The 12,858-nt window shown below is 37.2% G+C and carries 15 protein-coding genes; 14 read left to right on the top strand and 1 reads right to left on the bottom strand.

The features are described 5' to 3' along the window. Window positions 1-21: 21 nt before the first annotated feature. From RWP19_RS02625 to pyrR, 6 genes are all read left to right on the top strand, one after another. Window positions 22-1,320, top strand: a complete 1,299-nt coding sequence (locus RWP19_RS02625; RefSeq protein WP_314356358.1) for an SLC13 family permease — start codon at window positions 22-24, stop codon at window positions 1,318-1,320. A gap of 239 nt (window positions 1,321-1,559) precedes the next feature. Then, window positions 1,560-1,823, top strand: a complete 264-nt coding sequence (locus RWP19_RS02620; protein ID WP_314356357.1) for a SemiSWEET family transporter — start codon at window positions 1,560-1,562, stop codon at window positions 1,821-1,823. A 516-nt stretch (window positions 1,824-2,339) separates the two neighbouring features. Continuing rightward, the gene (locus RWP19_RS02615; RefSeq protein WP_005386021.1) at window positions 2,340-2,504 is read left to right on the top strand and encodes a DUF362 domain-containing protein; all 165 of its coding nucleotides are present in this window, start codon (window positions 2,340-2,342) and stop codon (window positions 2,502-2,504) included. Between the two features lie 107 nt (window positions 2,505-2,611). Beyond that, window positions 2,612-3,052, top strand: coding sequence for a signal peptidase II (lspA, locus tag RWP19_RS02610; protein WP_314356356.1), 441 nt, complete (start codon window positions 2,612-2,614; stop codon window positions 3,050-3,052). A gap of 53 nt (window positions 3,053-3,105) precedes the next feature. Further along, entirely contained in the window at window positions 3,106-4,029 is a 924-nt protein-coding gene (locus RWP19_RS02605) for an RluA family pseudouridine synthase (protein WP_314356355.1), read from the top strand. A 138-nt stretch (window positions 4,030-4,167) separates the two neighbouring features. Beyond that, window positions 4,168-4,689 carry a bifunctional pyr operon transcriptional regulator/uracil phosphoribosyltransferase PyrR gene (gene pyrR, locus RWP19_RS02600; protein ID WP_314356354.1) on the top strand — a complete coding sequence of 174 codons (522 nt, stop codon included), beginning with the start codon at window positions 4,168-4,170 and terminating at the stop codon, window positions 4,687-4,689. Window positions 4,690-4,732: 43 nt separating this feature from the next. Here pyrR and RWP19_RS02595 read toward each other — a convergent pair whose 3' ends face one another. Next, window positions 4,733-5,926: a nucleotidyltransferase family protein gene (locus RWP19_RS02595; protein WP_314356352.1), complete on the bottom strand. Its 1,194-nt coding sequence runs from the start codon at window positions 5,924-5,926 to the stop codon at window positions 4,733-4,735. 186 nt (window positions 5,927-6,112) lie between these two features. Here RWP19_RS02595 and RWP19_RS02590 point away from each other — a divergent pair, with 186 nt between their 5' ends. From RWP19_RS02590 to mreD, 8 genes are all read left to right on the top strand, one after another. Continuing rightward, window positions 6,113-6,676 carry a hypothetical protein gene (locus tag RWP19_RS02590; protein WP_295287125.1) on the top strand — a complete coding sequence of 188 codons (564 nt, stop codon included), beginning with the start codon at window positions 6,113-6,115 and terminating at the stop codon, window positions 6,674-6,676. Window positions 6,677-6,679: 3 nt separating this feature from the next. After that, complete coding sequence (locus RWP19_RS02585; protein ID WP_295209748.1) at window positions 6,680-7,885, top strand: acetate/propionate family kinase; 1,206 nt, start codon at window positions 6,680-6,682, stop codon at window positions 7,883-7,885. A gap of 151 nt (window positions 7,886-8,036) precedes the next feature. Next, window positions 8,037-8,660, top strand: coding sequence for a hypothetical protein (locus tag RWP19_RS02580; RefSeq protein ID WP_314356351.1), 624 nt, complete (start codon window positions 8,037-8,039; stop codon window positions 8,658-8,660). Between the two features lie 113 nt (window positions 8,661-8,773). Continuing rightward, entirely contained in the window at window positions 8,774-9,340 is a 567-nt protein-coding gene (locus RWP19_RS02575; RefSeq protein ID WP_314356350.1) for a Maf family protein, read from the top strand. A 76-nt stretch (window positions 9,341-9,416) separates the two neighbouring features. Then, complete coding sequence (radC, locus tag RWP19_RS02570; RefSeq protein WP_295209757.1) at window positions 9,417-10,115, top strand: DNA repair protein RadC; 699 nt, start codon at window positions 9,417-9,419, stop codon at window positions 10,113-10,115. A gap of 284 nt (window positions 10,116-10,399) precedes the next feature. Then, the gene (locus tag RWP19_RS02565; RefSeq protein WP_314356349.1) at window positions 10,400-11,437 is read left to right on the top strand and encodes a rod shape-determining protein; all 1,038 of its coding nucleotides are present in this window, start codon (window positions 10,400-10,402) and stop codon (window positions 11,435-11,437) included. A gap of 1 nt (window position 11,438) precedes the next feature. Next, on the top strand, window positions 11,439-12,356 hold the full coding sequence (mreC, locus tag RWP19_RS02560; RefSeq protein WP_314356348.1) for a rod shape-determining protein MreC: 918 nt from the start codon (window positions 11,439-11,441) through the stop codon (window positions 12,354-12,356). After that, window positions 12,353-12,844 carry a rod shape-determining protein MreD gene (gene mreD / locus RWP19_RS02555; protein WP_314356347.1) on the top strand — a complete coding sequence of 164 codons (492 nt, stop codon included), beginning with the start codon at window positions 12,353-12,355 and terminating at the stop codon, window positions 12,842-12,844. Before mreC ends, mreD begins: the two co-directional genes overlap by 4 nt. Window positions 12,845-12,858: the final 14 nt, after the last annotated feature.

Below are 12,858 nucleotides of genomic sequence, written 5' to 3'. Positions count from 1 at the left end.
TCTGAAGGGAGATGATGATGTATGGGTACTGCAGAACAAACCTTAATCGTCCTTGCAGTTATGGCTGTTTTATTTGTTACGGAAATTATTCCTTTAGCTATTACTTCTTTAGGCGGTGCTATTGCACTTGGACTTATGGGGATTATTACTCCTAAGGTTGTATTCTCTGGCTTGTCTGATAGTACAGTTGTGTTGTTTGCAGGCATGTTCGTTGTTGGTGCAGCATTATTTTATACTGGTTTAGCTCAAAAAATTGGGGAAACAGTAGTATCTCATGCTGGTACTAGCGAAAATGGTTTAATGCTTGCCATTATGCTTGTTACAGCAACTATGTCTGCATTTTTATCCAACACGGGTACAACAGCGGCACTACTTCCTGTAGTTGTAGGTATTTGTGCTGTTGCTAAGATTCCTGCATCCCGTCAATTGATGCCTTTAGCATTTGCTGCAGGTATCGGTGGTATTATTACAATGGTTGGTACACCACCTAATATCATTGTAAGTGGTACATTAACTAAATTTGGTGAACAACCATTTGGTTTCTTTGAGTTTGCTTGGATTGGTATTCCTTTGACTATCGCTACTATTGTATTTATGATGCTTGTTGGTAAACATTTATTACCTAAACATGAAATTGATGATGCTGGCGATGTTGAACAAGAAGTAGCAGCAGAAGATATTTCTAATGATCCTAAGAAACAAGTATATTCTGGTCTTATTCTATTAGGTGTAATCATTGCTATGATTTTGGGAGATTTTCTAAAAGATTATGGTATTAACTTACCATTGAGCATGGTTGCTGTCATTGGTGCAATGCTTTGTGTTTTGACTGGTTGCTTGAATGAAAAACAAGCTTACACATCTATTGACTGGGTAACAATTTTCTTATTTGCTGGTATGATGCCAGTGGCAACTGCGCTTGATCAATCTGGTGCAGGCAAAATGATTGCTAATGCAGTAATTAGTGTTATGGGTGATAACCCTAGTCCTTACTTTGCAACAGGCGTATTATTTGCATTGTCTTGTATTATGACTCAGTTTATGTCTAATACTGCATCTTGTGCATTATTGGCTCCTATCGGTATCTCCATTGCCCAAGGTATGGGGGCTGACCCTCATGCTGTATTGATGGCTATCGGCGTTGCTGCATCTTGTGCATTCGGTACACCTGTAGGTACACCTCCAAATACATTAGTACTTGGTCCTGGTCAATACAAATTTACAGACTATGTAAAAGCTGGCGTTCCGTTGATTTTGGTTTGCTTCGTAGTGAGCTTGCTTATTATCCCAATGGTATGGCCATTCTTCCCTGGTAAATAATAGGGAACAGGTTACTCTACTATAAAGCACATACGAGGTCGAATCGTAAGATTCGACCTCGTTTTTTATGATTTTAGCCTATATGATTTTAATATAGATTACATATAAGTGTAATCAAAAGCAATATGAATTAAACTAATTTGCATGATTAATTTTACACAATTGACTACATCGAAAAAAATATGATATAGTATATTGTGTGAGATATAATAATGTAATGTTTAATAAGGAGGTCATCTATGACAAAAGAAAGATTTAACATGTTAGTTGGTTCTATTGGTGCATTTATTGGTGTATTTGTATTTTTAGCCTATATCCCACAAATTATTGCTAATCTTCAAGGTAAACCTAGTCAACCATGGCAGCCATTATTTGCAGCAGTATCCTGTTTGATTTGGGTATTATATGGTTGGACAAAATCACCTAAACGTGACTATATTTTAATCGTACCAAATCTAGCAGGTGTTATTTTAGGTACACTAACATTCTTAACATCTCTCTAATTGTTATAAGAAGAAAATAAATAGTATTATTGTTATATTATGAATAATAGGTCTATAGTGAATAATATTAAAGATATTACTTTACTATATAAATATAAATGAGGTCGAATCGTATGATTCGGCCTTTTTTAAAAGAGTGAAGTTATATGTTAAATTTAAAATATTGATAAGCATTAAATCTGTTGTAATAAAAAAATAGTTTTTATGATAATAAATATTGATAATTAAATTCCTAGTATCACACTTAGGATTTCATAAAAATGATAATTACTATATTCTCATTTATTGAGTATCATATTCATTTAATTAAATGAAAAATAATATCAAAATACCTATAAATATAGGTATTGTATGATAAAAAGGAAAAAGTAGTATGCAAAAATATATATAGTTTTTTATCATTTTCATTTGACTTTCAAAAAGAACTGTGTGATAATGAGAACATAAGTTGAGGCAAGTGCCTTTCTAAATGATAATAAAAAAGTTCTGATCTATATTTTTATGGAGGTCCTAATTATGAGAGTTATTGCTGATGGTTGCATTAAATGTGGTTCTTGCGCATCTGTTTGCCCAGTTTCTGCTATTTCTGAAGGCGAAACTAAATACGAAATCAACGATACTTGCATCGATTGCGGTTCTTGCGAATCCGTTTGCCCAGTATCTGTAATTTCCGCTGAGTAATCACAAATTAAACTGCCCCTCATTGAGGGGCTTTTTATTTTGCCTAAATTTGGTTAACTTAGTATAATAGGACTATTAAGATATATATTATTATAGAGGAGTACATCTTGTTTTATTTTATACTTATATTTTGGATTCTATTAGATCAATTGACTAAATATTATGTTATGAATCATTTTATGTTAGGGGAATCACTTACTGTTATTCCTAATGTATTTCATTTAACATTTATCATCAATCGTGGAGCAGCTTTTGGTATGCTAGCTAATCAACGATGGTTCTTCTTGTTGGTAGCTGTCATATTATTAGGTATTTGTGCGTATTACTGGAAACGATTATTGAAAGGTCCTTGGACTTTACAAGTTGGTTCTGCATTATTAGTTGCAGGCGCTATTGGTAATGGTATAGATCGCTATTTGCTTCATGGCGTTGTAGATTTCTTTGATTTTCGTATATGGCCTATTTTCAATGTGGCTGATATTGGCATATGTGTAGGCGTAGCATTGGTTATCTATCATTTGTTTACATCTAAAGAAGAGAATGAATGATAGATACTCTAAAATAATATGAATATATTACTTAACTCATAGAGAGGTAGAGGATGAACGAATATATTGTTAGTGCTGAGCAAGAGGGCATGAGATTAGACGTTTTTTTAACAGAACAAATGGAAGGATCTCGTAGCTATATTCAAAGTTTAATTAAAGGCGGTCATGTTACTGTAAGTAATAAAGTAGGTAAAGCGAATCTTAGACTTACAGCAGGATCGATTATTCATGTAGAGGTACCAGAGCCAGAGTCTGTTGAGGTTAAACCAGAGAATATTCCTTTAGACATATTGTATGAAGATCATGATATTATCATTGTAAATAAAGCACGTGGAATGGTTGTTCATCCTGCAGTGGGTAATTATTCAGGTACACTTGTTAATGCATTGCTATATCATTGCAAAGATTTATCTGGTATTAATGGTGAAATAAGACCTGGTATTGTTCACCGTTTAGATAAGGATACATCAGGTGTTATGATGGCTGCTAAAAATGATGCGGCTCATATAGGGTTAGCGGAGCAGGTAAAAGAACATTCTGCTAAACGGACGTATTTAGCATTAGTACAAGGTAATATTGTAGAAGAAAAGGGTACTATTAAAGCTCCTATTGGAAGACATCCCAAGGATCGTATGAAAATGGCTGTCGTCTTTGAAAATAGTAAGGATGCAGTCACTCACTTTAATGTAGTTGAACGATTTGGACATCAAACCTTGGTTGAATGTAATTTAGAGACTGGGCGCACACATCAAATTCGTGTACATTTTGCTCATATTGGACATCCTGTTGTTAATGATCCGTTCTATGGTTACCGTCGTATGGATTTCCCTATTGAAGGACAGGCATTGCACTCTAAATCTTTAGAGGTAAAACATCCTATTACAGGTGAAAGTATGCATTTTGAGGCGCCTCTTCCAGATGACTTCGTAGCATGTATAGAGTTTGCTAAAATATATCGAGAAGATAAACGAAAATAAGCGAACAAACGAAAAGGAATGAAAACAAACGTAAATAGATGTAAATAAAATAGCTGACTTATATTGTGGTTTACTAAATAATCTTCTAACTATATTTGTAAAGGGGCATAGAGAACTCTGTGCTATAAGGGCGTATATATGGAAAAGAAACGCTTATTGATGGATCAAGATGCTATTATGCGCGCGATTCGTCGTATTAGTCATGAAATCCTAGAACGTAATAAAGGCTTATCTAATGCTCTTATTGTAGGCATTGAACGACGTGGTGTTATTCTGGCAAAACGGTTGCAGGTCGAAATCGAACGCATTGAAGGTATTCGTATAGAATGTGAATCGCTAAATGTTGCTATGTATCGTGATGATCGTGATGCTCGCCAAAAAGAGGGAGAACCATGTACGATTGATACAACGGAGAAAACAATTATTCTCGTGGACGATGTGCTTTACACCGGGCGTACTATTCGTGCAGCTTTAAATGCATTGATGACATCTGGTAGACCTAAATCTATTCAATTAGCGGTTCTAGTGGATCGTGGTCACCGTGAATTGCCAATCCGAGCAGACTATGTGGGTAAAAATATTCCTACATCACATCTTGAAAGTGTACGGGTTGCCGTAGCAGACTTAGATGGTGAAGAAGGGGTTACAATACAGGAATAACCTGTATTGTAACCCCTTTTTTACTTAAATTAAAATTATGCTTTTATTTAATATATTGTGGTGTATATATATAGTCTGTATGACCCATACGTTTATCTTGATTATGGAAACATAAGGCTTGTATATCTGTAGCTAGCGTATCAACGTGGTATATAGATTTTCCAAGATTGTTAAGTTGAGTAGGTGCTTTGGCCCATTTCTGAATGAGTGGAATGTCATGTTCAGTCCTAAGCCATTGACGACCTCTGTCATTGAAGGCTAGTAATCTAGCGTATTGAGGACCGTTTTGCATAGTGACATTTAGCAAGTCTTTCGTAATTCCTAATGTAAGGTATGCACTCATTCGCTGTAAACGGGCATAGGTGTAGCGCTTGGATTTAATTTGCTCAATGGCAGATTCCCATGAAGGCTGTTGTGCTGCTTTTAACCACAAGTGTTCAATACCTTCGGTGAAATCAACAAAACACACTAATTCATTAGTAGTCATGCGACGACTCAGCATATGTAACATATTGTAATATCTACTATAATCGACATAGTCACCATTAGTGATTCTATGTGTCATATCATTTAGAATCGCTGTTGGAATAGCACTTAAAAGCGCTGAAGATATATTTAATGGAATAGAAGTAGTGATAAGTTGGCGCAATGCCGTACCGGATGGTAACTCTTGATCGATATTTGGGTTGTGGTGATTAGATGTACGCAGAATAGGAATATATTCTAAGTTTGGGTGATGTTTTAATCCAGCTCGTATATATTCAAGCCCTAATAAGGCATTAGGTGTGCTAAGTGATTCGGAGCCTAGGGCTTTGCGGAAGGCTGTACTATAGGATAGCCCTTCATTTAAGTAATTACGTAACTTATTTTGTGTGCTTTCACAATCCATACATTTAGCAGTAAGGATGAGTTGCTCTAAATTAGTTGTTTCAGAACCAAAGGAAAGCATATCAATAGATAAAGATTTTATTAATTGAATGGCACCTGAAGCAAATAGTTGGGCACTGCCTAACGAATAGAGTGTAGGAAGTTCGATAACGATATCTGCACCGCCTAGAATGGCCCAACGAGCGCGATCAAACTTGGAGAAAATAGCTGGCTCGCCTCGTTGTACAAAGGAACCACTCATGATACAAATGCGCAAGGCATTTGGGTATTTTGTTGCTAGGGTATGTAGTTGGTGTGCGTGACCATTGTGAAATGGATTGTATTCACAAATAATGCCTATAGTTTTCATGGTGACTCCTTTCATTAGTGTTAGTGTAACAAAGCATAAAGGTACTGTAAATAAATTTTGAATTTAATAGACTGTATTGTGAAGGAACAGATGTAAAAATGTGTGTAAAACTAAAGTTTTTTGTAGATTTTATTTGTTCTATAGGCTATAATTAACTATAAATGCTGAATTGATGTGAGGTATATGATGAAACAAAATTGGAAACGTACATTACAAGGGGCTCTGCTCGGTGCTGCGCTACTAGCAATGGCGGGATGTGGCTCTACAAATGTAATGGATACATATAGTTTTGGCCATCAAGTTATCCGTGCTGGTCAATCTGAAATTACCATTGCTTTGCCTTATGAAATGGGTAAAAGTACCAAAAATATGTCGGATGATGGGTATCCAATTGATATTTATGGATCCGTTACAGAACATATGGTAATTGAGGTTGAAGCTTTGCGTGCCGGTGAAAACAAGCCTTTGCCAACCGTGGATGACTATGTAAACCGTAGCAAATCTGAGTTTACTAAAATTGGCGGCACCATCAAGGAAGAGTCTGTAGCTTTAGATGGCGCATCTGCTAAAAAGCTTGATGTGACGTATACGACTCAAGGGCAAACATTTAGATTTTCTCAATACGTATTCTTAGATCATGGCGTATTGTGGAATATAGTCTACCAATATCCTGAAAAGGATCAGGTAGGTGCTGATATCAGCAAAGAAATTCAAAACAAGATTCAAGTTACACAACAGAAAGAGGGTTAATCGATGAACGTATTAGTAGTTAACTGCGGTAGTTCTTCCTTGAAGTATCAATTACTTGATATGACAACTGAAACAGAATTGGCAAAAGGTCTTTTTGAGAAGATTGGTGATCAAGACGCTATCTTCACTCATAAACGTCCTAACGCAGATAAATTAGAACGCGTTGAACCAATTTTGAACCATAAAGAAGCTCTTCGCATTTTGCTTGATATTTTAGTTGATGCTGAATATGGTGTAATTAAGTCCATGGACGAAATCGACGCTGTTGGTCACCGTGTAGTACATGGCGGTGAAAAATTCGCTGACTCCGTATTGATCACTCCAGCTGTTATGGAAGCATTAGAAGAATGCTGCGCATTGGCTCCATTGCATAACCCACCAAATATTCAAGGTATCGAAGCTTGCCAAGCTATCATGCCAAATGTACCACAAGTTGCTGTATTCGATACTGCATTCCACCAAACAATGCCTAAAGAAGCTTACATGTATGCACTTCCTTACGAATACTATGAAAATTATGGTATTCGTCGTTACGGTTTCCACGGTACATCCCATAAATATGTTGCACAACGTTGTGCTGAATTGATGGGTAAACACATGTCTGATCTTCGCATCATCACATGTCACTTAGGTAATGGTTCTTCCGTATCCGCTATTAAAGGTGGTCGTTCCATCGATACTACAATGGGCTTCACTCCATTGTCCGGCTTGATCATGGGTACTCGTACTGGTGATATTGACCCAGCTATCGTTCCATTCTTGATGAACAAAACTGGTATGAACTACGAAGAAGTTGATACTGTAATGAACAAAAAATCCGGTGTACTTGGTATTTCCGGTGTGTCCAATGACTTCCGTGTTATCGAAGAAGCTGCTTCTAATGGTAACAAACGTGCTCAATTAGCATTGAATATGTTCCATTACAAAGTTCGTCGTGTAATTGGTGCATTTGCTGCAATTATGGGTGGTGTTGATGCTATCGTATTCACTGCTGGTATCGGTGAAAATGGTATCGGTAACCGTGATGCAATTTGCAATGGTTTAGAATACTTGGGTACTCGCATTGATTCTGAACGTAATAATATTCGCGGTAAAGAACAAGAAATTAGTGCTGAAGGCTCCAAAGTTAAAATCTTCGTAATCCCTACAAACGAAGAAATTATGATTGCTCGCGATACTCAACGTATTACAGGCGCTTTGAAAAAATAATATAGTTCGTATCTGAACTAGTTGACTAATAGAGTCATAAAACCCCGTCTATACATTAGGTGTAGACGGGGTTTTTGTAGTTTTTATGTTTATAATACCTTATAATAGAATGTATAGTTATGATGTAGTAGTTCTTTTAAAGGGGTAACATATGACGGTATTATATGAAGAAAACTCTCTCCGTGCTAAAAGTGCGGAGTGGCTAGTATTATGTTTTGTCATTCTATTATTATGTGGTGTCGGGTACACTACATATCGTAGTATTAACTTGCATACTATATTAATAGCAGAATATTTTATTGAAATTATGGCGATCATTGTGATTGTTAAACAAGCGGTAAGTCGATATACCTATATTTTGACAGATACAAAATTGGTAATTGAAGAATCTTCTATATTTAGAAAGCGCCATTTTGAGGTAGATTACGATATGATTGATGGTGTATTTAAGTTTGAACGTGAATTATTGACGAATATTAAATATCGATATAAATACAGAAAATGTTCAACTTCTGATCCCCGTCCTATTTGGTCTTTAGTATATGCTATTGTAAAGGGGGATAAGGTTCAAAACGGTCGCCTTTTATTGAAAGCGGATGATAAATTTTTTGAGATTTTAGATGAATATGTACCAGGTCGTATTCGTGTTTCGCAAGAGAATATTGTATTCTATGCTGCCGTGCGTGCTGATGCGGTAAAACATGGAGAGAATGTGCAAGAGTACTATAAGAAGTTAACCACACCTGAAAAGGATGGCCCGGATATTACTGTTTAATTTATAAATGTTCTAATTTATATTTTTGGGTCTATGTTTCTGGGCTATGCTAGTTAGTTTTATTGATAAAATAGTTAAATTAACCTAAATTCTTATACCGTAAAGGAGTGCAAATGGCTGGATTATATTTGGCGAGCCAATCACCACGAAGAACTGAATTATTAACACAAGTTGGCATTGATCATATTGTCGTATCGAGTACCTATGAAGAGGCTAATAAGGGATATGATAATCCCATTGAAATGGTAAAAGCACAGGCTTTAGGCAAAGCTCGTGCTGCTGTAGGCATACCTGAAGGGGGTCTTGTGCTTGGTGCTGATACCATTGTGGTGTTAGACAATCAAGTGTTAGGTAAACCTCATGATGAGGCTGAGGCTCGTTATATGCTAGAATGTTTATCAGGCCGAGTTCATTCTGTCGTTACGGGAGTGGCCTTACTCGTTAAAGGTCAAGAAATAGTTTTTCATAATGAAACAAAGGTATATTTTAAAAAATTAGCTCCTTTTGAAATAGAGTCTTATATTGCTAGTGGTGAGCCTATGGATAAGGCTGGTGCTTATGGTATACAAGGTAAAGGTGCTTTATGGGTAGAAAAAATAGAAGGATCTTATACTAATGTCGTAGGATTGCCAGTTGAACATGTATATGAGGAACTGTGTAAAGCATTAGGTGCTAAATAACATTATCTTATTATAGAGAGTAGATATATGTAGTTAGATTTACAAATGGTGTTATCTGTTTGAATGGAGAGATTCTATGGAAGTACCAACAGTAAGTGTAAAAGATATGTTGCCATTTCAACGGCCTCGGGAGAAGTTTCTTGCCCTCGGGCCTTCTCATATGGCAATGGAGGAACTTTTAGCTATTTTATTGCGAACGGGCGTAAAAGGTCAATCTGCTATTACGTTAGCTAGTGCTATCATACAGTCCTTTGATGATGGTGTGTATGGCTTAAACAGAATGACTGTTGAAGAGCTTGTAAAAATCAAGGGTATTGGGACTGATAAAGCGGTAACTTTGTGTGCAGCTCTTGAAGTGGGACGGCGATTAGGTGAGCTAAAAATCAAGGAAACTTACGAGGATTTTTCTCAGCCCTTTGTGGTTGCTCAATATGTAATGGAACGCTTACGGCATGAAGAGGTTGAACATGTATGGGCGGCCATGTTGACATCTCGCAATAAGTTAATTCAAATAGAACATATTTCTAGTGGAGGTCTAATATCTAGTCTGGTAGAGCAGAGAGCTGTTTTTAAGAAGGCAATAGCTTGTAATGCGGCAGCTATTATTTTAATACATAATCATCCGTCCGGCGATAGTCGTCCTAGCGATGAAGATATACGACTTACCAAGCTTTTTGTCAGTGCGGGTCAGTTTATGGGGATACCAGTATTAGATCATATTGTTATAGGTGATAATGAATTTACTAGTCTTAGCGAAATTGGTAAACTTAGTTAGAGCATACATACATTAATAGATAAAAGCACTCATAATAATGAGAGTATTCTTTCTGATTAGTTCAGTGTAAGAAATATATCATTATAGGAGTGCTTTTTCTTTTGGGTATAGTTTATGCGTATACACTATGTATGATTTATGTAATATGAATTGTGTATGACTTAAGGGTACTTGAATTATGCATTTTCTATGCTTTTAACAACGGGAAAAGCCTTGATATTAATAGAAAAAGTCGCATTATATGTGGTAAAATGGAATGATGATGTAATGAAGGAGATTTTATTATGAGTTCCATTTTACCTACTCTAGGAAAAGATGTAAGTATAGATATTGGTTCCATACAGACGCGCCTCATGGGGGGGACGCGAGGAACTGTTATAAGCGAGCCATCTATTATAGCAACTGATACAAAGCAAGAAAAGGTAGTAGCCGTTGGAGATGAAGCAGCTCGTCTTGTATTGCGTATGCCAGACATGTGGCGCCCTTTGACACCATTAAAAGATGGGTTTATCGTGGATTACCGCGTTATGCATACCATGCTTAACTATTTTCTTAACAAGGTGTCTAATACATTGCGTCGTGCTCGTGTTCTTGTAGGCGTTCCATGTGGTATGACTGATGTTGAGCAACGGGCGATGATGGATGCTGTTATTCAAGCTGGCGCTCGCGAAGTATTTCTTATTGAACGGCCTGTAGCTGCAGCTATTGGCTGCGGTGCACCTATCTTTGAGGCTCGTGGATCTATGGTCATTGATATTGGTGGTGGTACCGTAGATATGGGCATTGTTTCATTAGGTGGTATTGTAGATAGTAAAACGATTCGCTTTGGTGGCTCTGATATCAATAATGCATTGCTACGTTATGTACGCGAATGCTTTGGTGTAATCGTTTCTGATGAAATTATAGAGGATATTAAACATACTGTAGGCACTGCTATGGAACCGTTAGAAGATGCAGAATATGCCTTCCAAGGCCGCGATATGATGAATGGTCTTGGTAGACGTTGTGTCATTCATCAATCAGAAGTATACCAAGTTATTAATGATTGTATTACTGGCCTTTTAGATGAAGTGAAACAAATGATTCGTTCCGCTGAACCTGAAATTGTAGCAGATATTATGCAATATGGTATTTATCTTACTGGTGGTACAGCGCAATTGTCAGGGTTGGCAGAGCGCATCGGCGGCGAGTTGGGCGTGCCTGTACATGTTCCTGACGCACCAGAGACGAAAGTCGTTGTCGGCCTTAATGGGGCTTCATCGGACTTGGTGAGTTTATCGCGATTTATTGTAAATTCTAAGAATAGAAAGGGCCAAGACTAATATGATACAGTCAGATAAAAAGTTGATTATCGTTGTTGTCATTAGCTGTATCCTATTAGCTTTACTTGGATTTGCTTGGAAACAGCGAACTAGTATTCCTTTTGTTACTGTTACGCTTGAAGGCATTACAACACCGTTTGCGTATGGTTCTGCACGTTTACTTGATGGTGTTCAAACTGGTTTTACAGTACTTAATAATGCAATTTCTACAACTATTGAACGTGATGAGGAAGCATCTCGCAAAGCTACATTAGAACAAAAAGTTGTTAATTATGATGAGGTAGTGGCAGAAAATATTCGACTTCGCCAACTTCTTAATTATAAGAGTAATCATCCGGAATTCTCTATGACATTGGCCGGTATTATTACAAAGGATTATGGTACATGGACAAATACTTTCACTATTGATAAGGGCAGTGAAGATGGAATGTCCGTTAATATGGCGGTTGTTGTGCCAAGTGGGGTAGTTGGTTTTATTACCGATGTGTATCCTCATTCCTCTCGCGTACAAACGATTCTTGACCCCCGCAGTGCAGTCGGTGTTATCGTACAGCGCCCTGAATCTCGTCTATCTGGTGTTGTAAAGGGGGATGGAGACTCACCTCGTACGCCATCGATGGTAAATATTGCTCGTGATGGTGATGTATTAGTAGGGGATAAATTAATAACCTCTGGGTATGGTGGTATTTATCCAAAAGGATTGCCTGTTGGCAATGTACAGTCTATCGAAAATGATACAGAAGGTTTTGTAAAGAATGCCGTTATTACACCTAGTGTAGACTTCTACCGCTTAGAAGAGGTGTTTGTGTTGACATCATCTTCTCTTAGTGCACCACAAAAACCAGGCCTTGAGCCTAAGCTTGTACCTCAGACACAACGAGATCAAGTAGAAGGGGCAAAGGGGGCTGTTAAACCATGACGCGTTTAGCTTTAGTCCTCTGTGGATTTTTAATTTACTTTATACAGGCCCAATTATTGCCAGCCATATTTCATACGAATTGGTTACCAAATTTAATTTTAACTATCATTGTTATGGTCACACTTTTCAAAGGACGTCGTATGGGGCTGATGGCCGCTGTTATAGGCGGTATCGTGCATGATGTATTAATATCTAATTTCTTTGGGCTCCATTTATTCCCATATGTTCTTGTGGTTTATTTATTATCCGCTGTAAAACATAGACTCTATGAAGAGCGTTGGTATTGGTCTAGTGCTATCGTAGCTATTTGTACCTTACTTGATGGGTTTATCCGTAGTCTCATGATATTGGCTAGTGGTGGGGATTTACATATTGGATTATATATGTGGCATATGGTTATACCTGTTCTATTTTGGAACGGCGTATTGGCTGCTATCGTACATGGGCTGTTGTGGCGTAAGGACGAACGACAAGATTATATTTGGTAATAAATTAGTAAGGG

Origin of the sequence: uncultured Veillonella sp. (assembly GCF_963522475.1) — a bacterium.
Lineage (GTDB): Bacteria > Bacillota > Negativicutes > Veillonellales > Veillonellaceae > Veillonella.
Note: the sequence above shows the minus strand (reverse complement) of the source record. Positions and strands in the feature narration are given on the sequence as shown.

What these genes read in the sequence shown, in the direction of transcription:
- RWP19_RS02605 (WP_314356355.1), top strand. Translation starts at nt 3,106, where the DNA reads ATGAACGAATATATTGTTAGTGCTGAGCAAGAGGGCATGAGATTAGAC.
- radC (WP_295209757.1), top strand. Translation starts at nt 9,417, where the DNA reads ATGGAAGTACCAACAGTAAGTGTAAAAGATATGTTGCCATTTCAACGG.
- RWP19_RS02580 (WP_314356351.1), top strand. Translation starts at nt 8,037, where the DNA reads ATGACGGTATTATATGAAGAAAACTCTCTCCGTGCTAAAAGTGCGGAG.
- RWP19_RS02575 (WP_314356350.1), top strand. Translation starts at nt 8,774, where the DNA reads ATGGCTGGATTATATTTGGCGAGCCAATCACCACGAAGAACTGAATTA.
- RWP19_RS02590 (WP_295287125.1), top strand. Translation starts at nt 6,113, where the DNA reads ATGAAACAAAATTGGAAACGTACATTACAAGGGGCTCTGCTCGGTGCT.
- pyrR (WP_314356354.1), top strand. Translation starts at nt 4,168, where the DNA reads ATGGAAAAGAAACGCTTATTGATGGATCAAGATGCTATTATGCGCGCG.
- mreC (WP_314356348.1), top strand. Translation starts at nt 11,439, where the DNA reads ATGATACAGTCAGATAAAAAGTTGATTATCGTTGTTGTCATTAGCTGT.
- RWP19_RS02595 (WP_314356352.1), bottom strand. Translation starts at nt 5,926, where the DNA reads ATGAAAACTATAGGCATTATTTGTGAATACAATCCATTTCACAATGGT.
- RWP19_RS02565 (WP_314356349.1), top strand. Translation starts at nt 10,400, where the DNA reads ATGAGTTCCATTTTACCTACTCTAGGAAAAGATGTAAGTATAGATATT.
- RWP19_RS02585 (WP_295209748.1), top strand. Translation starts at nt 6,680, where the DNA reads ATGAACGTATTAGTAGTTAACTGCGGTAGTTCTTCCTTGAAGTATCAA.
- RWP19_RS02615 (WP_005386021.1), top strand. Translation starts at nt 2,340, where the DNA reads ATGAGAGTTATTGCTGATGGTTGCATTAAATGTGGTTCTTGCGCATCT.
- RWP19_RS02625 (WP_314356358.1), top strand. Translation starts at nt 22, where the DNA reads ATGGGTACTGCAGAACAAACCTTAATCGTCCTTGCAGTTATGGCTGTT.
- RWP19_RS02620 (WP_314356357.1), top strand. Translation starts at nt 1,560, where the DNA reads ATGACAAAAGAAAGATTTAACATGTTAGTTGGTTCTATTGGTGCATTT.
- mreD (WP_314356347.1), top strand. Translation starts at nt 12,353, where the DNA reads ATGACGCGTTTAGCTTTAGTCCTCTGTGGATTTTTAATTTACTTTATA.